Consider the following 26,269-nt stretch of genomic DNA (forward strand, 5'->3'; position numbering starts at 1 on the left):
GCCAGGTTAAAGAAAATTTATCAAATTTATGCGAAAAAGTGACTTTTGCATGAGACAAATGGCCTGTTTATCAGCTTTTCATGTTTTGCCTGTGAAATAAAGATCCGCAAATATCTATATGTTTTGCTTTTGCGGGTATTAGTTAAGTAAGTTTATAAATTAAGGTGTTTAAGTCAGGCTGCATAGAACCGCCGCTTATCCATATTCACTCTTGTATACCAGAGAGGGGATAAAAGGGGCTCCAGGTGACCTGCCTGGTGCAGTGGGTAAATCAAAAATCCCGTAAATACGCTCTTTTTGCCGGGAGATTTATGACGAAGATTTATCGTTTGGGGGTGTTTTGTCCTCAGATTGCGCATAAAATCATGTCTCTGTGCCGACATGGCAGCCCTAGGTCGCCGTCAGAACGGGGATTATGTATCTTGTATAGATATTACTGATATACAAGTGCCTGGCCTTACAAAAATGCGATATTTACGTGCCATTAAGCAAGATTCATAGTTGCATATTTGTAAGCATTGTAAATGTGTTACGGCGTGAGCTGCATTGCTTAATTGTTATAATGTGTGTGCTTTTAGCATCGTCTGGCCAAAGTCCATCACTGATGTGGCAACAGCTGCGGCAATGAGGGCTCAGCACAGGATGTTAAGGCACCTTCAGGTCTTGTCAAAGACGCTGTTGCGCTGTACCTTGCTGTTCCTGCTCGCAGGTCTCATGCTGCAGGCACAGACTTACAGTTACCACAAATACGGCGTTTGAGATGAAGGAAATCTACATTTATACCGACGGTTCCTGTCTGGGCAATCCCGGCCCGGGTGGATATGGTGCAGTCCTGAAATACAGGGAGCACATCAAGGAACTGTCAAACGGCTATGTCAATACGACTAACAACCGTATGGAATTAATGGCCGTTATTGCTGCCCTGCAGATTCTTGTAGAGCGCTGCCACATCCATATGACCACTGACAGCATGTACGTCAAAAACGGCATTGAGTCATGGATCAGGGGATGGAAGAGAAATGGCTGGATTACCAGAACAGGTGAGGCAGTTAAAAACGCTGATCTGTGGAAGCAGCTTGACTCTTTAAGCGCGGAGCATGAAATCACGTGGCACTGGGTAAAGGGACACAGCGGTCACAGCGAAAACGAGCGCTGCGACGAGCTGGCCCGCAGTGCAGCTTCCAGAAACAAAAGGGCATTACAGAAGGATGATTCCCGGCCTTAGCAACGGGCAAGGGGCATGACAGTGCTGACAGCTGGCGCAGGTAGGCTCAGTTGTCGAGTCATTCTCAGGAAGGGTAACAAGGGAAATGAGGCAGGCAGAACGCTTGCCCTTATATGAATCTGACCTGGCCATGAGGCCTGTCGAGATTGAGAGAGTTTTTCTGGACAATTAGCCATTTGTATGCGCCTTTGCGGCTGCATAATTATCACACAAATGGTTTGAATGCATAGCTCCGGTAATGCTGTGTCATCTGTTTTGCCGACATCGTCAAGCAGCTTACGGAGCACTGGTCAGTTTTATTTCCAGAAGTCCTGTACTTTTAGAGTTAAGTGTCAGGTAAAAGTTTCCGACTGTCGGAAAATTTTTCCGATTTATGTTCAAAAGCTTGAGTAAGATCACAATATCTTCCAGCTGAGAACAGGAACTGATGCCTTGCGTTAATCGCCTGTTCACCGCAAATCGTGTTTACAAGCCTTTTGCGTTGTGCGCTGTCTGCCCTGTGCTGCAGGGCTGGTCTGTACGTTCACTGCGTACAGGTGACGGGCACGACAGTGCGTTAGCCGCTGCTTCAGAAAGGTGAAACTTGCAGCCCGGTGCGGGCTGATCATTTCTGGAAAGTGCAGCTGACCGCCAGGCCTCACGGCAATGAGTTCTGTTGCTCTTGCCGGCCGGGGACCAGTTCTGCATGCGTCAGTGCATCAATGGATGTAATACGTCTTCAGTATCTTCGGTTTTGAGCGCCTTCTGCGTGTTTAACAATTGGCATTTATGCCAGGCGAAGTGGAATGATTCATAAGAGTTTTACCGTCTTATTAAGCTCCTTATTTTCTTTACTCATCATTTCTGGCTGCTCCAGCGATCGTAATAACAATGCAGCCGTAGAGACCATGGTCGAAAAAACACCGGATGTCCAGAGCATGTCCGGATCTGCAGACCACAATTCTGACAGCTCATCATCTGAAAAGAGCTCCGACAACAAGTCTGAACACAGCAAGAGCGCAGACATGACTGCTGCTGTGGTACTTGAAGATCCTTACTACAATTCCTCAAAGGAATACGGCTCCCTGTGGAAGAGCGATCTTTTTGACAGCAGCCGTTTCACCATGAAGATTAATCTCAATGATGCCGAGCGCAAGGAAGCCCGCATTCTGGCCCGCTCCTTTGAATCTCACATGGGACGTGGCAAGGTTTTCATGCACTACCTGCTCTCCGAGCTCAAGGCCCGTAACCTGCCTGCTGAACTGGCTGCCGTACCTCTGGTAGAGAGCGGCTTTAAGAACCGTGCCCGTTCACATGCCAATGCCCATGGTCCATGGCAGTTTACCCGTCGTACCGGTAAGAGCTTCGGTCTTTCCGTTAATGACAAGTATGATGAGTTCTATGATTTCGTAGCCTCAACCCGGGCCTCCCTGACCTACCTTGAGCACCTGTACAGGCAGCTGGGCAATAACTGGGATCTGGCCCTGGTGGCCTACAATCAGGGCGAGTTTGGCGTAAAGAAGCTGATTCGTCGTGCCAAGGCCAATGGTGTTAAGAACATTACTGCCGAAAACATCAAGCTCACTAAAGGCGGCCGTACCTACTTAAAGCGTTTTAAGGCCTATGCTGCAATTCTCCAGAATCCTGAGAAGTTTGGTGTAGAGCACCCAGCCGTCGATAACCGCGTAGCTTTCAGACGCGTTCAGGTTGCCGGCCGCGTAGCCAGCATGACTGAAGCTGCCCGCATGTCAGGTGTCGACATCAAGGTCTTAAAGCACCTCAATGCCGGATATTTAACCGACTCACTTATCAGCTCCAAGAACCACGGTCTGCTGGTTCCATCAGAAAATGCCTGGCAGTTTGAAAAGGCTATTGGTCACAAGGTCTTCATCTCCTCTCCTGGTTATGAGCTGACCAGTGTCAATGTTGACCACGCCAAGGGCAGCAATGTCAACTGATATCGCAATCAGCGCTGACAGCACCACAGTGCTGATTTAGCAACCGGCGCGGGTATCACCACAGTGCCGATTTAGCAACCGGCGCTGGTATCACTGATATCTCCACAATTACAGCAATCTTTAAATTTTCTGATACTTTAAAAAGGTCCGTGGGCTTCAGCCTCCGGACCTTTTTTCAACCTGCCAGACAGAACCGTTTCTGACAGCCATCCGGACCGTTCCGGTCCGCAGCGCCGCCGCGCTGCACCAGCTGCATGGATCTGGCGGCCTTCACCAGGCGGCAGCCCGGTGCAGCTGTGCAGCGCAGATGCCTGCGGCGGCTGGCCTGTACGTCTGAAGTCAGGGCGGTCAGGAATTGGGATGGGATGGGATGGGATAAGGGGGATTAATATGAAGCGTTATGAGTACACACCTGATATGATTTCGGAGCTGGCTACGGGCGAGATATTTGTTTTTGGCTCCAATCTGCATGGCATGCACGGTGGGGGAGCTGCATACATTGCCTGCAGGAAGTTTGGCGCCGTAATGGGGCAGGGTGTGGGCATGCAGGGTCAGTGCTATGCCATACCTACCATGCATGGCGGCCCTGAGGCCATTGCCCCTTATGTCGATGAGTTTATCGACTATGCCCGTGCTCATCCTGATCTGTGCTTTCTGGTCACCCGTATTGGATGCGGCATTGCCGGCTTTGCCGTGAGTCAGATAGCCCCGCTCTTTGCGCGCGCCCTTGAGGTGGACAATATTGTTCTGCCCCGTGATTTCGTGCAGGCTCTCAGGGGCTGAACGCGCCGCCGGGGCCGGTCCGTGCCGGACCAGTCCCGGGTTTGCAATGATGAGATTCTGGCCCTGGCCGCAGCCGATGCAGGCCCGGCCTTGATGTACAAACACAAAAGCCCGCAGCTGAGGTTCAGTTGCGGGCTTTTTTGCGGCCATGTAAGGCGCGGGGCAGCTGGGCGGGTCAGATTGGGAACTGGCGGCGGCTGAAGTCGGGCCTTGCTGTGGTGTTTGCCTGGTTCTGGCTGTCGACAGAAATGATTTCTGGACGCAGATCTTCGCCGGTGGCGCGCTTTTGAGCCAGCTCCATGACAATGGTGCACAGCTCATTGAGATCCTCAGGGTTGAGGTTGCGGCGGGCATAGCAGCACAGAGGCCGTTTGATGGCCTTGCCCTCGCTTACTATTTCATAGCGGTGCACCTTGTGATAGGTGCTGGCATCACCTCGCATCAGACTGCGATCGACAATCATGGCGCATCGGCCATGCTGCTGAATGATACGGCGGCCCTCATGCACTGACGGTACGCTGATGCATGAGTTGAGGTCTATGCCCAGCATGTTGCTCACTGCATACTGCTCGTCAGGCAGATGTTCCTCATCGCAGACCATGGCGATTTTAAAATCGCCGAGCCGGACGGCCTCTACCTTGAGCTTGCTGCCCGGACGGGAAGGCATTTCAATGCTGCGGGGAATTTCCACATAGGTTTTAGCTGCAAACAGACGGGCCTTGGTAAAGGAGTCTGAAGCATTGAGGCGGCTTTCCCATGAGATAAAGGCATTGAGAGCGCCTGAGCCAAAAAGCTCATAGAGCTCATCATGACTGCCGTACTGCAGCGACAGTTCAAAGCCGGTACGGTTGGTTACCTGCTCCATGAGGCGCTCGGGCAGGTCAGAGCAGTCCATGGAGGAGAGCAGACCAAGGCGTAAGGTGGAGCCTGAGTTGCGGTGGACGCGCTGTACCTGTCCGGCAAGGCTTTCCACCTGGGCAGTAAGCTTTACGGCACGCTCGTACAGAAGCATGCCTGCAGGGGTTACGCTGAAGTGTCGTCCCTTTCTGGTTACCAGAACCACTTCAAGCTCCTGCTCCAGATTTTTAATCTGCTGGGACAGAGCTGACTGGGTAATAAAGCATTCCCGGGCCGCCTCAGTAAAGCTGTGCCTGTCTACCAGAGAAATGAAATAGCGTAACTGATGAAATTGCATGATTGACCAGTATGGGCATGTTCAGGTCCGGCCTGTTTTCAGGCTGACCATGGCCATGCTTGCGCCTGCAGTGACAGCTCAATGGCACATGCTGCTTTGCAGCAGCTCTGGCCTTGCAAGCTTCAGCGGTGCCAGCAGGGCAGGAAAAATAAGGTACAGTTCCCATGGCTCACCGGGGCCGCATGGCTGCAGCATGCCTGCTGGAGGCTCGCTGCAGGCTCCGTGCGGCACCAGGAGAGCTGTGGGCAGCAGATTAAACAGTAATGCCGTGCTCAGCCAGCAGTGCGATGAGATCGTCCTCAGAGTAGACGGTCACACCCAGCTCATTGGCCTTGGTGAGCTTGGAACCGGCGGCTTCACCGGCTACTACGGCAAACACTTTCTTTGACACTGATCCTGATACCCTGGCACCAAGTTTTTCCAGCAGCTCCTTGGCTTCATTGCGCTTGAGCTTCTCAAGAGTACCGGTGAGTACAAAGGTCTTACCGGCATATGGCAGATCATCGGTATTCATTTCGCTGACCTGAGGGCACTCTTGAAGTTCAAGGGCAGCTTCATTGAGCAGACGGTCAATGACAGTACGGTTGTGCTCTTCGGCAAAGAAGTCGATGATGTGGCGGGCTGCAACATTGCCAATGTTAGGAATGGCAGTAAGCTGCTCAGGGGTAGCCTGCATCAGTTCCTGGACAGTACGGAAGTAGGAGGCCAGCAGTCTGGCTGTGGAGCTGCCTACCTCACGAATGCCCAGAGCATAAACAAAGCGGTTTAATGGACGCTTGCGTGACTCCTGAATGTTAGTCACGATACGTTTGGCAGTAGCCTTGCCCAGCAGACGCTGCTTTGCTGGCTCAGTGTCAGTAGCCGGAGTCTCGATGGTCATTTTGGAAAGCGTTTCTTCATCAAGAACATAGAGATCAGCTACATTTTTGATCATGCCCTGATTGATCATGCCCTCAACAATGCGGCCGCCCAGACCATCAATATCCATGGCCTCGCGCTCGGCAAAGTGCTCAATTGCCTGACTGAGCTGCTTGGGACAGAACAGACCGCCGGTGCAGCGCCATACGGCCTCATCACCAACACGCTCAAGTGCAGAACCGCATTCAGGACAGGATGCAGGGAAGACAACCTCAGAGAGCTCGGCCCCTTCACGTCTGTCCTTGACCACGCCTGCAATCTGAGGAATAACGTCACCGGCGCGGCGCACAATGACCATGTCACCTACCTTGATATCAAGACGGCGAATTTCCTCTTCGTTATGCAGGGTGCAGTTGGAAATGGTGGTACCGCCTACATAGACAGGCTGGAGACGGGCAACAGGAGTAATGGCACCGGTGCGTCCTACCTGGAAGTCCACGGCCAGCAGTCGGGTCATTTCTTCTTCAGGAGGGAATTTGTAGGCAACAGCCCAGCGTGGGGCCTTGGAGGTGGCGCCAAATTCAATCTGAGTTGCAATGTCATTGATCTTGAGTACTACGCCGTCAATATCGTAGTTGAGATCAGGGCGGGTTTTGCCTGTTTTCTCATAGAAAGTGCGCAGGCCTTCAATACCGTTTAATACCTCGACCAGTTCATTTACTGGCAGTCCCAGGCTCTTTAGGTACTGCAGACGTCCAAACTGGGTATCAGGCAGTCCTGAGGATGTGCCCTCAACAGCATTTTCAGCGCTGCTGTCAGCATCGATAATGCACTCACCTATGTAGTAGGCGTAGAAATCCAGAGGGCGGGTAGCGGTAATGCGGGAGTCCTGCTGACGCAGAGAGCCGGCAGCGGCATTGCGCGGATTGGCAAATGGCTTCTGGCCGTTGGCGCGGGCATTTTCATTCCAGCGGGCAAAGCCGTCGCGTGGCATGATGACCTCACCACGAACATCAAGGTAATCAGGGATACGCTCCGCCTGGAAGGCAGTATCGACAGCAGCTTTGGCACTGCCGGTCTGACTTGCCAGATGCAGGGTCAGAGGGATGCTCTTAATGGTTTTTACATTGGCTGTAATGTCCTCACCTGTGGAGCCGTCGCCACGGGTGGCCGCTCTTACCAGAACGCCCTTTTCGTAAATAAGGCTGACAGCAAGGCCGTCAAGCTTGGGCTCGCAGCAATACTCGACCTCATGGCCCTCAGCTTCAAACATGCGATCATTGAAGTCACTGAGCTCGTTGTCATTGAAGATATCGCGCAGACTCATCAGACGTATGCGGTGAGCCACAGGGGCAAAGTCATTGGATACGGCATCACCTACACGGCGGGTAGGGGCATCAGGATCCTTATAGCCTGTTGCGTTCTCAATGGCCTCAAGCTCGTGATAGAGGCGGTCATATTCGGCATCAGGTACTTCCGGGCTGTCCAGATAGTAATAGGCACGGGCATAGCGGTTGAGCTGATCAATAAGCTTGCGGTAATGCTCGCGGCTGGTATCTTCCGGCATATTTTCAATGACTGATAAAAGGTCGGTCATGTCTGTCCCTCTAATCTGAAAATATTAAGCCTCACAGGGCCTGACTCAATGCACTAAGGCTATATGTTTGCAGCTGCAAACTCAAGTGCCCGAATGGGGGGCATACTGTCTGATGAATATGATTATCCGCAAATGCACAGCATCACAGCCCTGCGGCAGCTGTGCTGCCAGCCGGCTGCCCGGCCGGCTGCCCGGCCGTAGCGTGGCTTGTCGTTGTGGCGCAGCTTGTCGCCATGACAGCAAAGGGGCAGGGCCGGGCCGCAAGGCCGGCCCTGCCGTTTACATATGAAAAAAGCACTGCCATCAGGGCAGTGCTTTTTTCTGTAAGACAGCGCGGCAGCCGCCTGTAATCAGTTGTTGTGAATGCCGCTGTCGTAGTTCTGCAGTTCGGCCGCAATGGCATCAAGCTGCTCAGCATTGAGTGGATTGCGGTGCTGATCCTGAATCTGTCCGCCCAGCTGGGAGATGAAGATTTCGGTAGCCATGCGCAGAGCCTTGAAGTAGGCAAAGGCTTTGCCTCTTTCAGGCAGACTCATGTAAAGAGCAATAGCGGAGGTCTTGTAATCCTGCATGTTCTCAGGGAAGTAGTAAGGAGCCTCCATGGAGCAGATACGGAAAACTTCATTTTCCTTGGTAGCTGCATTCTCGTAAACAAAGTAGATCTTGAGATTGTCCTTGATGAAGCCCTGAATGAAGCCGTACTGATTGCAGATAGCCTCAATGTCATTGCCAGAAAAGACGCGGTCAGGGCCGGCTGAGACTATAAGTTCATAAACAGAAAGCGGGGCTCTTGAGGCCTGCTGCTGGTTTTGCTGACCAAAGGCATTGTGTCCCTGGGCTCCATAGCTGCTCTGAGCCTGACCCTGAGCCTGCATGCTCCAGTTACTGCTGTTGCCGCCCTGTGGCAGCTGGTTGCGGTTCATCTGGTTGAAAGCAAGCTCATCAGCACTGGCCGGAGCACGGCTCTTTTGATTGACGCTGATGGATGCGGCATTTTCCAGGGTACGGTAGCCGTCGTCAAAGCCCTCAGGTAAAGACATATGGCGCACATTGCTGCTCTGAGCCGGAGCAGCACTGCTCTTGTTGATTTTGCCAATGTTGAGGTCGACCTCACTATCACCTGCGCTATCTTCAACTGTGGTGGAAACAATACGTACCTTGCCCACATTGCTGGACTTGCTCAGCTCCTGATCGCGCTGATTATCCTTTTTGAGCTTGCGGTTCTGAGGCTTTCCGGAAAACCACAGACCATGAATAATAAAGATGAAAATGCAGACTGCACCAACAATTAAAACAATGGAACTGGGTTCGGTAAAGGAGGACATTAAACACCCCTGGGTAAAATCTGGCTCTCAATGACAGGCATATAAATAACCTGACATGCCACGCCGGTCAGGATTCATTGCATACAGTTTTCAGCTGCAGTGACTGAATATCTGAGGTCACACGTTCGCAGATGAATAAGGATCCTGCTCAGAACATGACGTTCAGCGCGGGTTAACCCACAATTATACTGAAAATTAAGGAATCTTACTTAGGATAGAATTAGTCATAATTGCCGCTCAGGCCCATGCGGCCGCCCTTTGATGCGTCAGATGCATTATGATTATGCCTGAGCAGGATGCGCATCACTGTGACCTGCCAGGCGGCACATGTCAGACAGCCGGGCAGAACCTCTGTCCACGATCTCATGCTCAATGTGCAGGCAGCTGTACTGGGAAAAAGCTCGTGGAGTCGCCCATTTATCGCGATGACAGGGCACAGTGTCTACGCAGGTGCATATGTGCGGGCGCTGCAGGCAGCGTGAATGGCAGGAGACACGCTGGTCCTGCAGGCATGGTGAATGGCAGGAGACAGGCTGGTCCTGGCGGCTGATGCAGATGGAGAGGTTGTCCTGAAAAAAGGTCATTTTGTGAATTGCAAAGCCGTATGCCTAAGTCAGAGCTTAATAATTCAGGCTATCATTCACAGTTACAATATCTTTACCCGGAAACCAGGGCGGCACAGGCCATGAAACCATGACAGACGCTGCAGTGCTGTATCAGCATGGAGCCGGGCTTTTCCCACCTCCAGCAGTGTCATTAAGGGCACAACAAACAGGGGACTTTTATGATTAAAGACAGAGCCAATCAGGAAATTAATCCTTTTTCAGTAGTGAGCTACCTTGGTTCGGGCATGAAGCTGGCTCTTTCCAAAGAGTGCCGTCTCTTTGTAATTATTCCTATCATCATCAATTTTATTGTCCTCATGGCCGGTGGCTACTTTGCCGTACAGATGATTCACTCTGTGCTCCAGGAGTATCTGGGCATGCTTCCTCAGTGGCTGAGCTTCCTGAGCTATCTGTTATGGGTGCTCCTTGCTGCCACCATGGGCTTTATCTTTGTTTATATCTTCTCTACTGTGGCTACCATTATTGCCTCACCTTTCTACGGCATGCTGGCTGAAAAGGCCGAAGGCGTAATTCGCGGTGCTCCATTTGCTGCCGGTGCTGATGAGGGCCTTGGCGCAATAGTCAAGGATGTACCACGTATTATCAAGCGCGAATTACAAAAGCTGGGCTTTTATCTGCCACGTGTGCTGGTATGCCTGATCATTTCCTTTGTCCCTGTACTCAACATCATTGCCCCAATCTGCTGGTTCCTGCTGGCAGCATGGATGATGTGCGTCCAGTACGTGGACTATGCCTACGACAATCACAAGATTCCTTTTGCTCAGATGCGCAAGGAGCTGGCTCAGCAGCGTATGACCACCTTCTTCCTCGGGGCCATCATTTCCCTTGCCATGACCATTCCATTCCTCAACCTGCTGATTCCACCAGCAGCCGTTTGCGCCGGTACCCGCTACTATGTGGATATCCAGAGTCGCTTCACCCTCGATGCCGCCATGGATAACACCGGTCGCTAAGCGCTGACCGCAGCCACGACCACAACCACAGCCACAGCCACGGCTACAGCCACGACCACGGGTACAGCTACAGCCACAGCCACGGCTACAGCCACGACCACGGGTACAGCTACAGCCACGGCTACATGTCCCGTCTGACCGGTCGGGACTGCTGGCCTGATCGGGCCCGGCGACGGCTGTGGCCCAGTGGCCCTGTGGGCTGAGAGTGATTAGACTGCCCTGCAAGATGACAGAGAGCCTGTGCTTAGTGGCATAGTGCAGGTCAGCTCAAATTTGGGCGTACTGATATGGCTAACTGCCCCTGTCTCAAGTAATATGGTCTAACTATCTTCAGCCCGTTTATACGCCCCTTATGGCGTATTCAGCGCACACCTGCCATGGGCTGCATCACCTTATTTATCTTAGCTGTCCGCTGTTATCAATGGCAGCAGGCCAGGTGGCCTGCAACTGCCTGCAGAGCATATGGCTGTGGCGCTTACAGCGCAGATAAACTGCACTCAACACATTGGAGCTGTTCAAATGTATACCATGTCAGGAGTTACGGTATCTGAAGGCATCAGTCAGGGACGGGCCTTCGTCATTGTGCCTGATACCAGGGAAGAGACATTAGATGTGGTGGCCACATTCAGTGCCAGTGAGGAGAGTCTCAAATACCGCAAGGCCAGCCGCGATTTTGCCAACAAGCTCAATAATGCAGCATCCGGCACGGTGCCTGACCGTGTGCGTGATCTCTTTGGCGCCGTTGCTTCCTATATCACCAACAGCAATAACATCAAGGATATCGACGGCCTGATTTTCGATGGCCGTACTGCTCTTGATGCGGCCAATGAGATTCTGATTCCCAAGATTATCCGTTTTACCCAGCCTGCTGAAGACGCCGTACGTCAGCATGAAGAGGAGCACGGCACCTCGCTCTCAGGCGTAACCGATGACAGCTCCCTTGATAAGGCCGCTCAGAAACAGCGCGCCCGTGATGATTACGAAGATGACTGGGAGATGCAGCTTGGTGCCCGTGAAATCAAGTCGCTGATGCGTGACTTTATTTCCACCATTGCCGCACCAAAGGAGCAGGCCGTAGACATGCCCGATCTGCCCGAGCCTGCCGTGGTAATTGCCCGTGACCTGTCCCCGGCTGAGTTTCTGTCGCTGCGTACCGACATGGTAAGGGCTGTAATTCTGGAGGCCGGTGAGGCCTCAGGCCATCTGGGCACAGTGCTGCGTGATCTGGGCATTCCAGCCGTCTATGGCGTTAAGGGAGCCATGACCATTAAAAGTGGCGAGCTTGTTCTGGTAGATGCCAACCGTGGCTCCATTCTCATTGAGCCACCTAAAGACACAGCCAGCGCCATCATTGCCCAGCAGGATCGTTTTGCTGAGGAAGACGATGGCAGTACTGACAATCTTTCCGTAACTGTTGCCGGTTCCATGGGCGCAGTAGGTGATATTGCCCGACTGGCTCAGCATTTCAATCACGGACTTGGTCTGCTGCGCTCGGAGTTCCTTTTCCTCAACTTCCATCATGAGCCTACAGTTGAGGAGATGGTGACTGCTTTCAAGTCAGTCTTTGACAGAATACCTGCAGATGCTCCTCTGACTGCCCGTACCTTTGACTTTGCAGGCGACAAGCGTCCGCTGTTTACCCTTGATATGGACGTGACCGGACCGCTGCGCAAGTACGGCGCTCAGGTAGGTTCCCGTCTGTTGAAAAATGAGCTGCGCGCCATGCTGCTGGCCTCAGCAGGACGTGAGATTAATATTGTCTTCCCTCTTATTACCCGCATCAGCGAAGCCCGCTCATTAAATGAACTGCTCTCTCAGGCCCGAGCCGAGCTGCGCTCCGAAAAAAGAGATATTGGCCGCTGCAAGGTGGGGCTGATGATTGAGACTCCGGCTGCCGTGCTCTCAGCCCGTGGCTTTGCCTCCTATGGTGACATGTTCATGATAGGCACCAGTTCGCTTGCCGAGTACGCCGCAGCTCCACGCCCACCAGAGGATTACTTTACCCCGGCTCTGTCCAAGATGATTGCCATTGCCTGTAAGGCTGCCAATGCCGAGGGGGTAAAGGTTGGTCTGGCCGGTCGCTTTGCCATGCGTACTGAGCTTATGCCTTTCTTCCTGTCGCTGGGCGTAAGCTATATCACCACAGACTCAGCCTCCATTATCAGGATACGTAAGGAAATCCAGCGTCTGCTCGACAAGGGCCTCAAGCCTCATTACGACCCTGAGCTCTTTGATCGCATCATGGATCTGGCCTCAGCGCGCGACCTGCAGATTCTTTTCAACGAAAAGCTGACCCTGTAGCTCGTACCCGCAGCCATGGCCATGGCCATGGCCTGCAAGGTCCCGGCGACCTGTCAGGTACGCCGCAGGCGTCCTGACAGGCCCCTGGGCAAGTGCCGGGCGCCCGGCAGGTCGTCTCCATAAGCCCTGAAGCATGCTGACAATATGGTCTGCATCTTCAGGGCTTTGTTTTGCTGCGCCATGGCCGGGTACCACGGCACGCATCTGCAGAGGCTGCGGGCATGGGAGAGGTTGCAGGAAATGGACGGAGGTGAAGCGGCAGCAGGCCTGGGGCCTGCTGCCTGACAGTCAGCTGCGGTGTGTGCTGGCATGCATACCAGAAAAAGGATTATGGGCAGGCTGATTTGCTGTTATCATGATCTGACAGAGAAAAAGTAGTGAGCGTCATCAACTCACCGGAATAATGATAAGGATGGATTTATGGGCTTTCTTTCTCAGCTGTTTAAAAAAGCCAGCCAGTCAGCCAGTGAAACACCTGTAGAGGACATCAAGGCCGATGTTACTCTGGCAGCTCCAGTTACCGGCACCCTTCTGCCTCTGGAGGAAGTGCCAGATATTGTTATCTCAGAAAAGGTAATGGGAGAGGGCGTAGCCGTAGTTCCGGAAAGTGAGACCATTGTGGCCCCATGTGACGGCGTAATCGCCCGTCTTCTGCCTACCAGGAATGCTTTTTCAGTACGCCGCGATGATGGTATCGAGGTGTATGTGACCTTCGGTGTTGAGTCTATGGAACTCAAGGGCGATGGTTTTACCACCAAGGTAAATATTGGCGATGCCGTCAAAAAGGGCGATCCTGTTATCATCACCGAGCCACGCATTCTGTCCAACCGCCTTAAGTCCAGCATCACCTCCATGATTGTGATACGCAGCTCAGGCGATATCGACAGAGTGACCAATGCTACTGGCAAGTGCCTTGCCGGTCACACCCCTGTACTGTGGATAAGTCTTAAGAAATCTCAGTTATAAGAGCAGGGCAAAGACCGCGCTCTGCCCAGCGGCACTGTCAGGCAGCATTGGCGTGCTGCCGCTGCCTGTGCTGCACTGCAGCACCATACAACAGCGCCGCTGCAGCGGGCAGCAGCGTCTGCGGCAGCTGCCGGGGCCTCGCCAGAATGCAGCGCCGCAGGGGCGGCCAGCAGGGGCAGTGCTGTGAAGGACAAAAAGAAAAGGGCCGGATGTCATAAACATCCGGCCCTTTTCTTTTGGGACATGCTCCTTACGGAGCATGCCGCCGTTACCTGTTAACAGAAACTGTTAAACGTTGGCAACGATATCTTCAACGGTCTTCTTGGCATCGCCGAAGCACATGAAAGAATTTTCCTTGAAGAATAATGGGTTCTGAACACCAGCGTAACCAGCATTCATGGAACGCTTGAATACAACTACGTTGCGAGCCTTCCAGACCTCAAGAACTGGCATGCCAGCGATTGGGCTGTTTGGATTCTCAAGAGCGGCAGGGTTAACGGTATCGTTAGCACCAATAACCAGTACGGTATCGGTCTCTTCGAAGTCATCGTTAATCTCGTCCATCTCAAATACGATGTCGTATGGAACCTTGGCCTCAGCCAGTAACACGTTCATGTGGCCAGGTAAACGACCGGCAACAGGGTGAATGGCGAAGCGAACAGTGGTGCCACGGGCCTGTAACTTCTCAGTTAACTGAGCAACAGCAGCCTGGGCCTGAGATACAGCCATACCATAGCCTGGGGCAATGATAACAGAAGAAGAGTTCTTTAACAGCTCAGCAACTTCACCAGCCTTTAACTCACGGTACTCACCAACTTCCTCGTCGTCTGAAGCGGCAGCGCCTTCGTTACCGAAGCCACCGGCGATAACAGAGATGAAGGAGCGGTTCATGGCCTTACACATGATGTAAGACAGAATGGCACCTGAGGAACCTACTAATGCACCGGTAACGATTAAGAGGTCGTTGGAGAGCATGAAGCCAGAGGCGGCAGCAGCCCAGCCGGAGTAGGAGTTCAGCATGGAAATAACAACCGGCATATCGGCACCACCAATGGCGGCAACGAGGTGCACGCCGAAGGCGCAGGCGATAATGGTCATCAGAATTAATGGCAGAACTGGTGGTACGTCAGCAGCCATGAACCAGATTAAGAGCAGGAGGGATAAAACCAGTGCACCCAGGTTCAGGAAGTGACCGCCAGGCAGCATTAAAGGAGCGGACTTGAAGACAGCCAGCTTGTAAGTGCCATTGAGCTTGCCGTAGGCAACGATGGAACCGGTGAAGGTTACAGCACCGATGAAGATGCCCAGGAAGATCTCAACCAGGTGAGTGTTCATCTCACCGGCAGTCATGCCGTGGTCGCCACCGGCGCTGGCAGCAGCCTGAGAGGCGGCATCCATCAGGGCAACGATAGTAGCCTGGGAGGCATCCAGTGGGATGGTTACGCTCTCAGGAGCAACGGCACCGATCTCCAGGTAGGAGTTGAAGCCAACCAGTACGGCGGCCAGACCTACGAATGAGTGCATGAAAGCAATCATTTCAGGCATCTGGGTCATGGCTACGCGACGGGCTACATACAGACCGATGGCGGCGCCAACGCCCATGGCTACGATGATTAACAGGAAGCCGAAGCCGCTTTCAACCTGAGCAAAGGTGGCTAACAGAGCGATAGCCATACCAATCATGCCTGATAAGGCACCGTACTTGGCAGTTTCCTGCTTGGAGAGGCCGGCAAGGGCCATAATAAAGAGCAGTGCGGCCAGAATATAGGCCATGTGTATAGGACCTGCTACCATTTCTTAATATCTCCTGATCCTTACTGCTGTTTCTTGAACATTGAGAGCATGCGACGTGTTACAGCAAAGCCACCAAAGATGTTGATGGAGGCAATGAGAACGCCGACGAATGCGAACAGGCCAATGATGAAGCTGCCAGAGCTGATCTGGAGCAAGGCACCAACAACGATAATACCGGAAATGGCGTTAGTAACAGCCATAAGCGGTGTATGTAAGGAGTGGGTTACGTTCCAAACGACGTAGTAACCAACTACACATGAAAGTACGAATACGGTGAAGTGTGGTAAGAACTTCTCCGGAGCGAAAATACCGATAAGGGCAAAGGCAATGACAACCAGAGCTGCCATGGAAGCCTTGAAGGTGCCGGATACCTGGCGCTGTTCAACCTTAGGTGGAGCAGCCTCAGCAGCTGGAGCAGCTGGAGCGGCAGAAACGCTGATCTTTGGAGGTGGGAAGGTAACTTCACCGCCCTTGGTAACAGACATGTTACGCAGGATGACGTCTTCGAAATCGATATCGATGTTGCCATCCTTGTTCTTGCACAGAATCTTGGCCAGGTTGACCAGATTGGTGGAGTACAGCTGAGAGGACTGAGCTGGCAGACGGCAGGCCAGATCGGAGTAGCCGATGATCTTTACGCCGTTCTCGGTGGTGGTTACCTTGCCTTCAACAGTCAGCTCACAGTTACCGCCGGTACCTGCAGCCAGGTCAACGATAACAGAACCAGGCTTCATGCTGGCTACCATCTCCTTGGAGATTAAGCGTGGAGCTGGCTTGCCTGGAATGGCAGCGGTAGTGATGATGATGTCAACTTCCTTGGCCTGAGCAGCGAAGAGCTCCATTTCGGCCTTGATGAACTCATCAGACATTACCTTGGCATAGCCGTCAGAAGAACCGCCGTCCTCATTGGCGAAGTTGAGCTTTAAGAACTCACCGCCCATGGACTTGATCTGATCAGCTACTTCAAGACGGGTATCGAAAGCACGTACGATAGCGCCCAGAGAGTTGGCAGCACCGATGGCAGCCAGACCGGCTACACCTGCACCGATAACCAGAACCTTTGCTGGAGGAACCTTACCTGCAGCAGTTACCTGACCGGTGAAGAAGCGGCCGAAGTTGTGAGCGGCTTCGATAACGGCACGGTAACCGGAGATGTTGGCGATGGAGGATAAGGCGTCCATGGCCTGGGCACGTGAAATACGTGGCACCATGTCCATGGCCAGTACGTTGACCTTCTTCTCGTTAAGCTTGGCTACCAGATCAGGATTCTGAGCTGGACGGATGAAGCTTACTAAGGTCTGACCTTCCTTTAATAACTTGATCTCTTCATCGCTTGGAGCGTTAACCTTGAAGATAATGTCGCTTTGCCAAACGTCACGACCACGTAAAACTTTTGCACCCGCTGCGCTATAGGAAGCGTCGTCAAAGCTGGCATCGGCGCCGGCATTGGTCTGGATTGCAACCTCAAAGCCCAACTTGATGAGCTTGGTTACGGTATCAGGAGTGGCGGCCACTCTTGTTTCGCCTTTCAAGCTCTCTTTTGGAATACCTATCAGCATGGCTTTTTCCTGTTAAATAAAGATTACTTATTTCTTACCACAGTCATTGACTCGGCAACACTGAGTGTTATGCAGCTGGCAAGATGATTTATCTGAACATGATGCAACTTACTTTTACAAGTAGCAACAATTTTGAACGTACTTTTAGAGCAAGCACACAAAATATCATTCATGCCCGTATCAGCCAGGTCTGCTAGATAAGAACCAAGTCGGCTAGATTTAAGAGCGTTAATGCCATAAACAAGCCGTTCAGACGGGGAATAAGGGTACCATAAACCATAGTGATAATGCAGCCTGGTCCTGTAACCTGCGCTGTTGTTACCGGGACTATACTCATGAGGCAATTGTGCATAAACATGCCTCACTTCACATACTCATGGCTGTTCTTTAATTAGTTAAATTAATTTAATAAAGATATTAAATAATGCAGGTAACAGGCGCATGATCACGAAATTACGGGTACTTTTGGTCGACCAGATATGCCACTTCAACATCATGCCTGCATGTCATTATGACCATCACCCCGAAAGGAGCAATGTTATAACATCTGTAACATAAACGAATGTCTATAAGTGACCGCCATCATCCATCCACCAATACATCCATCCATCCATCCACCAATCCACCAATACATCCATCAATCAATCAATCAATCCACCTGTCATCCATTCATCCATCCATCCATCAATCCACCTGTCATCCATTCATCCACCCATCACCCCTATCTGACTGTCTCAATTTCAGCATGCCTTTTTCTGTCGGTGTGCAGGGGAGAAATGTCTGCCCGGCAGGCTCAGACTGTGGCGGTCGCTGCAGCGTGGACTGGACTGCTGCAGTGAGCAGGGCTTAACAGCACGGCTGCTGAGGCAGAGGCAAACATGCTAAAATAAGCAGTTTGGTTGATTTTTCGGTGAGACCTCAATGCGCCTGCAGCATGCTGCAAGCATCGAGCAGTGCCTCGAGTGCAGCAGGGAATGGCAGGGTCAGTGCCCGGGGCAGTGCACGGGCATGGAACCGTGCATGGAACCGTGCATGGGCCATGGAATGGGTTATGGCATGGGACATGGCCTGGAGGCTGCGTGGTCTTACGGGAGTTTCAGACAGAGGCGGCTCTTGGAAGTTTTCCGCTACAGGTACGGCTTCATGGAACCTGCGGGGTGAGGCAGCTGAGGTGTCAGCATGCCGGGACCGCAGACGGCGTGGGGACTGAGGCTGGAGCTGAGGGCTTTCGGTGTGGCAAAGAGCTTGGATCGCAGGATTTTCAGATCAGGGTAACGACTGGAGATAACGGGCAGGGTACGCCGGTAGCTGCTCCTTTATATAAAGGCACAGCGCTAAAGGTATGGACTGCAACGCGAGTGCTCCGGGACGGGCTTTTTCTGGAAATGCGAGATCATTTGACTGTGGAAGGGTGACAACATTGTTACGCAGTGATTTTAATTTCGACTTACCTCACGAGCTCATTGCTGACTTTCCGTCTGAGCAGCGTACGGCCTGTCGTATGCTCTGTCTTGACGGCAACAGTGGAAAGCTTGAGGACAAAATATTCATAGAGCTCAAGCAGTTTCTCAGACCTGGTGATCTGCTGGTCTTTAACGACACCCGTGTGATTCCGGCCCGAATGTATGGCCATAAGGACACTGGTGGCAAGTGCGAATTTCTTATTGAACGTATCCTCAATCCTCAGCAGGCTCTTGCCCATATCAAAGCCTCCAAATCCCCAAAGCCAGGCAGCACTGTCTTTGTCGGTACTGAGGATGATCCTCAGCGCTACCGTCTGACCATTTCAGGCCGTCAGGGCGCACTTTTCCACGTTACCTGCCAGGATAACCAGGAAATTCTGTCCATTCTTAATGACATTGGACATATTCCTCTGCCTCCATATATTGAGCGTCCTGATGAGACTATGGACCGTGAACGCTATCAGACAGTTTACTCACGTGAGCCAGGTGCCGTGGCCGCCCCTACAGCCGGACTGCACTTTGACAATGAGCAGCTTGAGGATCTCAGGGCCTTTGGTGTCGATATGGCCTTTGTCACTTTGCATGTTGGCGCCGGAACATTCCAGCCAGTACGTGAGGACGATATTCTCAGACATCATATGCATGCCGAGTATGTCCAGCTGTCCCGTGAGGTGGCCGACAAGGTCATCAGAACTCACAAAAACGGTGGCCGTGTCATTGCTGTCGGAACCACAGCTGTACGCTCCCTTGAAAGTGCTGCCAACAATGCCTTGAAGATGGGCCTTGATGAGGAGATTGCTCCTTTTAATGACGATACCTCCATCTTTATCTACCCGGGATACCAGTACAAGGTGGTTGACTGTCTTATCACCAATTTCCACCTGCCAGAGTCCACTCTGATTATGCTGGTCTGTGCTTTTGCCGGCTACGCAAATACCATGAATGCCTACCGTCACGCAGTGCAGAGCAAGTACAAGTTCTTCAGTTACGGCGACTGCATGTTTATCCAGAAGCGTACGGGACCAGTGGATCTGCCGCCGTCAGCTGACGGTGATGTCGACAGTGCTGTCTGCTCTGTACAGGGACAGGACGCATGATTTAGGACGCATGATTTAGGACGCATGATTTGAGTCGCAAGGCCCCCTGCGTGCCTGCAGCTCTGGCTGCAGGGGCTTCAGGTGTGGCGGCCACTGAATTTTTCCGGGATCGAGGCTTTTTGCTGGTTTTGGGTCAAAATTGAGCCATTTTTGCCCGGTTTTTAACGATTTTGAGTGTTTTTGCATGGAATTTAAGATTTTAGCTGCCGATGGCAAGGCACGCCGTGGTGAGCTTCATTTTGCCCGTGGCATTGTCCGTACTCCAGCCTTTATGCCTGTAGGCACCCTGGGTACAGTCAAAGGTGTACGTCCGGAGCAGGTAAGTGAGCTTGGAGCTGACATTGTGCTTGGTAACACCTTCCACCTGTGGCTTCGCCCTGGCACTGAGGTAATCAAAGCTCATGGTGACCTGCATGACTTCATGCACTGGGACAAGCCTATTCTTACTGACTCAGGCGGCTTCCAGGTTTTCTCTCTTGCAGGTATCAGAAAGGTTACTGAGGAGGGTGTAAAGTTTCAGCATCCAATTAATGGATCAAAGCTGTTCCTCTCTCCTGAAGTTTCCATGCAGGTTCAGTACGATCTGGGCTCTGATATTGTCATGCAGTTTGATGAGTGTATTGAGCTGCCTGCTGACCACAGGCGCATGCGTGAGGCCATGGAGCTGTCATTACGCTGGGCAAAGCGCTGCCGCGACGAGTTTGACCGACTGGGCAACAAAAACGCTCTCTTTGGTATTATCCAGGGCGGCACTGATCAGGGGCTGCGTGAGGCTTCATTAAAGGGACTTACTGACATTGGCTTTGACGGCTACGCCATCGGCGGCCTTGCTGTGGGTGAACCAAAGGATGTCATGTACAAAGCTCTTGCCCACATTACTCCAATCATGCCTCAGGAAAAGCCACGTTATCTGATGGGCGTAGGCCGTCCTGAAGATATTCTTGAGGGCGTACTCAACGGCGTGGATATGTTTGACTGCGTTATGCCGTCACGCAATGCCCGTAACGGTCACCTCTTTACCTCTCAGGGTGTGATCAAGATCCGTAATGCCAAGTACAAGATGGATACCTCGCCTCTTGATCCAAATTGCAGCTGCTACACCTGCCGCAACTTCTCCAAGGCCTATCTGCACCATCTGGACAAGTGCAATGAGATTCTGGGCGCTCACCTCAACACCATTCACAATCTCCATTACTACGAGAACTTCATGGCTCAGATTCGTGAGGCTATTTCTGAAGGCCGCCTTGAGCAGTTTGCCGAGGAATATTACAAGGCCCAGGGACTGGGTGCCCGCATCAGCGTAGAGTAACCCCCACATCACTCTGGCCTGTGCATGGCTGCACAAATAAAAATGCCTGCTCTGAGCAATGCTCAGCAGCAGGCATTTTTTATGGTCCTGACTGAAGCCGGTTAAGTCTGGCAGGGCTGTCATGCACTGGCATAAGCCAGCTGCACCCGGCCTGGCCAATGGCTCCCGGCCGGGCAGGCAGCTCCCTGACGGCATGGCCACTCACCCGGTGCCGTCCCTGATCAGGTGGTGGCGCCGGATTATGGCGCCAGGTGACGGGAACTGTGAGGGGCTGAGAGTGACTGTCAGGCCTATTTCTCTACAGGATTGCCGTCGAAGTCCAGAGTAAGAGGCTTGTTGTTGACGCGCAGCCTGAAGCTGTCCCAGCCTATATCCTGAGGCAGGGCTACTTCGTCAATCAGCTCAAACTCTCGTTCAGCATCCTGAGGGAACTCGTTGAATGTGGTATAGCACTTGTTGAGCAGGGCACTGGTCAGATCCAGAACGTAATCAGGGTTTTCAGGGTTCTGCTGCTCCATGGTGTGCAGTATGCTCAGGTACATTACCAGGTTTTCCTGGTTCCAGCCGTATTTGCGCAGGTCGGTGCTGCGGTTTAACAGATCCCAGGTCTGATCGAGAATGGCCATACGGTTGAATGTACGGTTCTTTTCATCAAGGTTATTAATGAGAAGACGGCCGGTCTCTGGCAGGCTGTTGTAAACAGTGCCAGCATAACGTAATACATGAATGCCCTGAATACACTGGGTCTGACTGGCAAAACGACCTGGCAGGGCTTCGATAGTTTCGGCTCTGTCTGCAGCAAGGGCAGCGCTGCCGCTGAAAATGGAGGCGGCAAGCATCAGGGTTGAGATTAACTTCAAGGGCATCTCCCAATATTGGATTGAATACGTTTTTTATCAGCCAAATATATCAGCTGACAGCTCCTGCAGCGTCACCTGATGTGGCCTTACCTGCAGCAGCATCACCTGATGTGGCCTTACCTGCAGCATTGTTACCTGCAGCATCGTTATCTGATGTGTGTTCAGTAGCTTGGGCTGTAGCTGCTGTGGTTTTGGCCAGTGGAGCTTTGGCTGCTGCCGCTGCATCGAGCTCTCATTTTGTTCTGACAGTTCCGTCGCTGTTGAGAACGTGGGTTTGCCCGTTTTCAAGGCTGAATGTAAATCCGTCCCAGCTGCTGTCCTGTGGCAGTCCAACCTCATCGATGAGCTCGAACTCTGCCTCTTCATCATATGGGAATTCATTGAAAACGGTATAGCACTTCTCGATAAGCTTTTCGGTCATTTCGCTCATTATTTCCGGATTGTCAGCCCTGGAGTCTGAGCAGATATTGCGCAGCATATCAAGGTATAAGGCAAAACTGGTATCGTCCCAGCCGTACTGGTCCAGCGCAGCTCCTTTGAGTTTGTAGGAAGCATACATGGCCTTAAATAAAGCGTAGCGGTTTTTGACTCTGGTCTCTATGTCCTCTACATCCACCAGCTTCCAGGTTGATTCAGGAAGGGAAGCAGTTTCATATGCTGCATGACGCAGAACATGCATGCCCTGAATACACTGTTTCTGGTTTTCAAAAACAGAAAAGCTGTTTTCCAGAATGTCAATTCTGTTGTCAGGCTCGGCCTGAGCTGTACCCCATAATCCGGCTGCTGCCAGAGCCAGGACGGCAACTGTCTTCATAGTGTTTCATCCATGTCAGCTGATTCAACAGCGTTTTTATTCTTAAACTTCGATATACAGGCAGTAAGATGCACTGTTTCGAGGTCTGGTCATATTAGCATGAGGGCATTTGGTTATATTACTGTCAAAGCATGACTTTTGCTGTCTTTTCAATCGCGATCACATATCTATGAACAGCTCAGTTTAATGATTTTTATGCACATTCATGCTTACTGTGGGTACGCTAATACTTGACAGCTATGATACTGTGTCCCCCTGTATAACCATGCCTGAGCCTGCCTCCGGCTGTCACCTGCTGCAAGGGCGCAGCTGCGCTGCAGGCTCAGCCTTGCAGCGTGCCCGGGCCGGGCTGAATGACTCGGCAGGGCGGCAGGCTGCAGGCCGGGGACCAGCAGTGCCCTGGCTGACTTGCCGGGACAGGGGATGGGCGCGCGGGCCAGGCATATGATTTTTACGGTATAAGTGGCCTGCGCAGGCGGCCTGCGACAGGCTTGCCTGGCCTGGTAAAATCAGGGCTTGACAATAACAGTACCTCAGTCAAAATAGAAAGCTTATTTGTACCTTTTAGCCGTGCGGATCATCAGCTGATTTGCCGGTATAAAAGCCGGTTTCTGCCTGCATAACATACTCATTACTGCAGTGCATGCTGACCCGGGAGCGCATAGCCGGATACGGTTGCAGCTCTTGTGGTTCTGTACGCAAAAGTGTGGTGAGTTTATCCCTTTTTCTGACCTGATACAGTCTGTGACTTTACGGTCTGGTTAACAGCTCAAGGGAGTGGGGTTATAGGGCACAGGGCATCTGGAGACGCTGCTTTACATTAAAGCAGGCGGGGCGGATGCCGGACAGATTTAGGGCTGGATAGAGTCCGAATACTCTTTTGGGGGTAAATGCCCGTCAGCAACGGCAGCAGGCAGTCTACATGCTGCAGGTCGGTGCTTGCGGGAAGCGTTTCTTCAGGAAATGACTATTCACACTGTATTTTTCACCACTTTGTATCAAAGGTAACATCATGAACATCATTTCAGTTGCTCATGCTGCTGAGGGCGCTCCAGCTCCAGGCGGCGATATGAGCATGCTCATTATTCTTGTGGTCTGTATGGTCGCTGTTTACTTCTTTGTAATGCGTCCAAACAACAAAAAGCGCAAGGAGATGCAGAACCTGCTCGACGGTCTTGCTGTCGGTGATGAGGTTTTAACCAATGGTGGTATCGCTGGTAAGGTAGTCAAGCTTCCTGAGAACAAGGAATACGTCATGGTTGGTGTAGGTAAGGACGTAGTCTTACAGATGCGCCGCAACTACATCGTTGCCGTATTACCTAAGGGCACCCTCGAGAGCATTTAAGTGCAGGCTTGAAAGTCCGGACGGATCGCTCAGTAAGAGGCGCTGTATATCTTATATATGCAGCTGCACCTGCAGCCCCGTTCCGGAGACGTCCTTGAACTGACAGCGCTCAGGCCTTCAGAAAAGGGACGCCTTTGCCCTGATAACAGTGTTATTCAGGGCTGAGCTGACAGTATCAGGCGGTCAGGCCGGACCTGTGGTCCGTGCAGTTTCATTCCTGTCTTTTCTGTCAGCTGCCAGCATGGCCAGAGACAGTGCTCCGGCCAGATTAATCAATCAAGGCCAGGAACGGCACAGTGTGCTGTACCTGCTGCAGAACGACTGCCGAGCTGTGGCCGCTGGAGTCATGGCAGCCTTGATGCCAGCTTTTTGAGATGAATTGTGATAAATAAATTTCCCTGGTGGAAGAACCTGCTGGTTTTTGCCACCATTGCCATAGGTTTCTTTTACGCCATACCTAATCTGTATGGTGAGGATCCTGCCCTGCAGGTCTCTGGCACCAACGGTAATCCTGTTTCTCAGGAAGTAGCAGCCGAGGTTGAGAACCTGCTTAAGACCAAGAACATCAAGGGTATTTCCGAGCTTGATGAACAGGGCCAGATGCTGATCCGCTTTACTGATACTGATACCCAGATTATGGCCAAGGACCTGGTTCAGTCCAACCTGGGTGACCGCTATATTACTGCCTTAAATCTGGCTCCTGCCACACCGGAGTTCATGCGCAATCTGGGTATGAATCCGCTAAAGCTTGGTCTTGACCTTCGTGGCGGCGTGCACTTCCTCATGGAAGTTGACATGGATGAAGCCATGAAGAAGATGAGAACCCAGCTGGTTTCTGATCTCCGTAATGAGCTGCGACAGAACAATATCCGTCTTTCCGGTGCCCGTGCAGACGGCAATGATGTGCTGATCACTTTCCGTGACGCTCAGAGCCGCGATGCTGCAGCCGACCTCTTAAAGAAGAATCACCGCGATTTTATCTTCCAGAACTCCGAGCGTGACGGCAGCTACTTTATCCGTGCCGGCATGACCGAAGCCCGCCTTTCCCAGATCAGAACCGCTGCTGTTGATCAGAACATCAACATCTTACGTAACCGTGTTAACGAGCTTGGTGTTGCTGAGCCTCTGATTCAGCGTCAGGGTGCTGAGCGCGTGGTTGTTGAGCTGCCAGGTGTTCAGGACACTGCCCGTGCCAAGGAAATTCTTGGTGCTACTGCAACCCTCGAATTCCGTCTGGTCAACTCCAATGCTGATGTTAATGCTGCCATGCAGGGCCGTATCCCGCCTGGCACTGAGCTGCATCAGGATCGTAACGGCTACCCTGTAATCCTGGAAAAGAGAGTAATTCTGACCGGTGACCACATCGTTGATGCCTCTTCTTCAACTGATGAAAACGGCCGTCCTCAGGTAAACATCTCTCTTGATGCCCGTGGCGGCTCCATCATGTCCGAGTTCACCAAGGACAATGTGGGCAAGGCCATGGCCACCAACTTTATCGAGTTCAAGGTAGTGGAGAACACTGACCCTGATGCTCCAAAGATTGGTCAGCCAGGTTACAAGCCAAAGTTCAAGAAGGTTGAGCAGGTTATTAACGTAGCCACCATTCAGTCCCGTCTGGGCGCCAACTTCCGTATTACCGGTATTGATTCAGCACGTGAGGCTCACAATCTGGCCCTGTTATTACGTGCTGGTGCTCTGATTGCCCCTATCCAGATCGTCGAAGAGCGTACCATTGGTCCATCCCTTGGTCAGGAAAACATCGACAACAGCTTGCGCGCCATGCTTTACGGCTTCACTGCCCTGGGCGTGTTCATGATCATTTACTACAAGGCCTTTGGTTTTGTAGCAAATCTGGCTCTGCTGTTTAACCTGGTAATGGTGGTAGGTGTCATGTCCATGGTGCCTGGTGCAACCATGACTCTGCCAGGTATGGCCGGTATCGTGCTGACCATCGGTATGGCGGTGGACGCAAACGTGCTTATTTACGAGCGCATACGAGAAGAACTGCGCAATGGACGATCTGTCCAGGTAGCCATCAACGAGGGCTACAGCCGAGCTTTCTCAACCATTGCTGACTCCAACATTACCTCCTTTATCACCGCATTTATCCTCTTTATGGTGGGTACCGGTGCCGTAAAGGGCTTTGCTCTGGTGTTAATGATTGGCCTTGCATCCTCAATGTTTACCTCCGTGACCGCATGTCGTGCCGTGGTAAATATCATCTGGGGCGGCAGACCAAACCTCAAGAAGCTGAGCATCTAA

General features: G+C 52.1%; 17 protein-coding genes. 10 read left to right on the forward strand and 7 right to left on the reverse strand.

The genetic code is table 11. From position 1 onward, the window contains the following. The first annotated feature begins 760 nt into the window (after positions 1-760). The 3 genes from rnhA to MXE39_RS04265 all read left to right on the forward strand — a co-directional run bounded on the left by rnhA (position 761) and on the right by MXE39_RS04265 (position 3,945). Complete coding sequence (rnhA, locus tag MXE39_RS04255) at positions 761-1,225, forward strand: ribonuclease HI (protein WP_246977487.1); 465 nt, start codon at positions 761-763, stop codon at positions 1,223-1,225. 785 nt (positions 1,226-2,010) lie between these two features. After that, positions 2,011-3,162, forward strand: a complete 1,152-nt coding sequence (locus MXE39_RS04260) for a lytic transglycosylase domain-containing protein (protein ID WP_246977486.1) — start codon at positions 2,011-2,013, stop codon at positions 3,160-3,162. Positions 3,163-3,552: 390 nt separating this feature from the next. Then, positions 3,553-3,945, forward strand: a complete 393-nt coding sequence (locus MXE39_RS04265; RefSeq protein WP_246977485.1) for a hypothetical protein — start codon at positions 3,553-3,555, stop codon at positions 3,943-3,945. Between the two features lie 175 nt (positions 3,946-4,120). On the opposite strand, the gene MXE39_RS04270 is transcribed toward MXE39_RS04265, so the two are convergent. The 3 genes from MXE39_RS04270 to MXE39_RS04280 all read right to left on the reverse strand — a co-directional run bounded on the left by MXE39_RS04270 (position 4,121) and on the right by MXE39_RS04280 (position 8,920). Next, positions 4,121-5,140 (reverse strand): LysR family transcriptional regulator, encoded by a 1,020-nt coding sequence (locus MXE39_RS04270; protein WP_246977484.1) that lies wholly within the window; start codon positions 5,138-5,140, stop codon positions 4,121-4,123. A 253-nt stretch (positions 5,141-5,393) separates the two neighbouring features. Continuing rightward, a complete protein-coding gene (ligA, locus tag MXE39_RS04275; RefSeq protein ID WP_246977535.1) occupies positions 5,394-7,565 on the reverse strand; it encodes an NAD-dependent DNA ligase LigA in 2,172 nt (723 codons plus the stop codon). A 380-nt stretch (positions 7,566-7,945) separates the two neighbouring features. After that, positions 7,946-8,920, reverse strand: a complete 975-nt coding sequence (locus MXE39_RS04280) for a cell division protein ZipA C-terminal FtsZ-binding domain-containing protein (protein ID WP_246977482.1) — start codon at positions 8,918-8,920, stop codon at positions 7,946-7,948. Positions 8,921-9,704: 784 nt separating this feature from the next. Between MXE39_RS04280 and cysZ the strand changes: the two genes are divergently transcribed. The 3 genes from cysZ to MXE39_RS04295 all read left to right on the forward strand — a co-directional run bounded on the left by cysZ (position 9,705) and on the right by MXE39_RS04295 (position 13,766). After that, entirely contained in the window at positions 9,705-10,499 is a 795-nt protein-coding gene (gene cysZ / locus MXE39_RS04285; RefSeq protein ID WP_246977480.1) for a sulfate transporter CysZ, read from the forward strand. A 528-nt stretch (positions 10,500-11,027) separates the two neighbouring features. Beyond that, positions 11,028-12,800 carry a putative PEP-binding protein gene (locus MXE39_RS04290; protein WP_247073809.1) on the forward strand — a complete coding sequence of 591 codons (1,773 nt, stop codon included), beginning with the start codon at positions 11,028-11,030 and terminating at the stop codon, positions 12,798-12,800. Positions 12,801-13,220: 420 nt separating this feature from the next. Continuing rightward, a complete protein-coding gene (locus tag MXE39_RS04295; protein WP_246977477.1) occupies positions 13,221-13,766 on the forward strand; it encodes a glucose PTS transporter subunit IIA in 546 nt (181 codons plus the stop codon). 288 nt (positions 13,767-14,054) lie between these two features. On the opposite strand, the gene pntB is transcribed toward MXE39_RS04295, so the two are convergent. Together pntB and MXE39_RS04305 are read right to left on the reverse strand one after the other, a co-directional pair. Continuing rightward, positions 14,055-15,560, reverse strand: a complete 1,506-nt coding sequence (gene pntB, locus MXE39_RS04300; RefSeq protein WP_246977476.1) for a Re/Si-specific NAD(P)(+) transhydrogenase subunit beta — start codon at positions 15,558-15,560, stop codon at positions 14,055-14,057. 20 nt (positions 15,561-15,580) lie between these two features. After that, positions 15,581-17,119 carry a Re/Si-specific NAD(P)(+) transhydrogenase subunit alpha gene (locus MXE39_RS04305; protein ID WP_246977474.1) on the reverse strand — a complete coding sequence of 513 codons (1,539 nt, stop codon included), beginning with the start codon at positions 17,117-17,119 and terminating at the stop codon, positions 15,581-15,583. 1,420 nt (positions 17,120-18,539) lie between these two features. Here MXE39_RS04305 and queA point away from each other — a divergent pair. Next, positions 18,540-19,679: a tRNA preQ1(34) S-adenosylmethionine ribosyltransferase-isomerase QueA gene (queA, locus tag MXE39_RS04310; RefSeq protein ID WP_246977472.1), complete on the forward strand. Its 1,140-nt coding sequence runs from the start codon at positions 18,540-18,542 to the stop codon at positions 19,677-19,679. A gap of 184 nt (positions 19,680-19,863) precedes the next feature. Further along, complete coding sequence (gene tgt / locus MXE39_RS04315) at positions 19,864-20,988, forward strand: tRNA guanosine(34) transglycosylase Tgt (RefSeq protein ID WP_246977469.1); 1,125 nt, start codon at positions 19,864-19,866, stop codon at positions 20,986-20,988. A gap of 290 nt (positions 20,989-21,278) precedes the next feature. Here tgt and MXE39_RS04320 read toward each other — a convergent pair whose 3' ends face one another. After that, positions 21,279-21,848: a hypothetical protein gene (locus MXE39_RS04320; protein ID WP_246977468.1), complete on the reverse strand. Its 570-nt coding sequence runs from the start codon at positions 21,846-21,848 to the stop codon at positions 21,279-21,281. A gap of 232 nt (positions 21,849-22,080) precedes the next feature. Then, positions 22,081-22,662: a hypothetical protein gene (locus MXE39_RS04325; protein ID WP_246977467.1), complete on the reverse strand. Its 582-nt coding sequence runs from the start codon at positions 22,660-22,662 to the stop codon at positions 22,081-22,083. A 1,012-nt stretch (positions 22,663-23,674) separates the two neighbouring features. On the opposite strand from MXE39_RS04325, the gene yajC reads away from it, so the two are divergent. Both yajC and secD read left to right on the forward strand, forming a co-directional pair. After that, entirely contained in the window at positions 23,675-24,007 is a 333-nt protein-coding gene (yajC, locus tag MXE39_RS04330) for a preprotein translocase subunit YajC (RefSeq protein WP_246977466.1), read from the forward strand. A 381-nt stretch (positions 24,008-24,388) separates the two neighbouring features. Further along, entirely contained in the window at positions 24,389-26,269 is a 1,881-nt protein-coding gene (secD, locus tag MXE39_RS04335) for a protein translocase subunit SecD (protein WP_246977464.1), read from the forward strand.

The sequence above is a fragment of the Anaerobiospirillum sp. NML120511 genome (assembly GCF_023050955.1).
Taxonomy (GTDB): domain Bacteria; phylum Pseudomonadota; class Gammaproteobacteria; order Enterobacterales; family Succinivibrionaceae; genus Anaerobiospirillum.

Bases quoted from the DNA above. Each gene is read 5' to 3' on its own strand.
- rnhA (WP_246977487.1), top strand. From the start codon at position 761: ATGAAGGAAATCTACATTTATACCGACGGTTCCTGTCTGGGCAATCCC.
- MXE39_RS04260 (WP_246977486.1), top strand. From the start codon at position 2,011: ATGATTCATAAGAGTTTTACCGTCTTATTAAGCTCCTTATTTTCTTTA.
- MXE39_RS04265 (WP_246977485.1), top strand. From the start codon at position 3,553: ATGAAGCGTTATGAGTACACACCTGATATGATTTCGGAGCTGGCTACG.
- MXE39_RS04270 (WP_246977484.1), bottom strand. From the start codon at position 5,140: ATGCAATTTCATCAGTTACGCTATTTCATTTCTCTGGTAGACAGGCAC.
- ligA (WP_246977535.1), bottom strand. From the start codon at position 7,565: ATGCCGGAAGATACCAGCCGCGAGCATTACCGCAAGCTTATTGATCAG.
- MXE39_RS04280 (WP_246977482.1), bottom strand. From the start codon at position 8,920: ATGTCCTCCTTTACCGAACCCAGTTCCATTGTTTTAATTGTTGGTGCA.
- cysZ (WP_246977480.1), top strand. From the start codon at position 9,705: ATGATTAAAGACAGAGCCAATCAGGAAATTAATCCTTTTTCAGTAGTG.
- MXE39_RS04290 (WP_247073809.1), top strand. From the start codon at position 11,028: ATGTCAGGAGTTACGGTATCTGAAGGCATCAGTCAGGGACGGGCCTTC.
- MXE39_RS04295 (WP_246977477.1), top strand. From the start codon at position 13,221: ATGGGCTTTCTTTCTCAGCTGTTTAAAAAAGCCAGCCAGTCAGCCAGT.
- pntB (WP_246977476.1), bottom strand. From the start codon at position 15,560: ATGGTAGCAGGTCCTATACACATGGCCTATATTCTGGCCGCACTGCTC.
- MXE39_RS04305 (WP_246977474.1), bottom strand. From the start codon at position 17,119: ATGCTGATAGGTATTCCAAAAGAGAGCTTGAAAGGCGAAACAAGAGTG.
- tgt (WP_246977469.1), top strand. From the start codon at position 19,864: ATGGAATTTAAGATTTTAGCTGCCGATGGCAAGGCACGCCGTGGTGAG.
- MXE39_RS04325 (WP_246977467.1), bottom strand. From the start codon at position 22,662: ATGAAGACAGTTGCCGTCCTGGCTCTGGCAGCAGCCGGATTATGGGGT.
- yajC (WP_246977466.1), top strand. From the start codon at position 23,675: ATGAACATCATTTCAGTTGCTCATGCTGCTGAGGGCGCTCCAGCTCCA.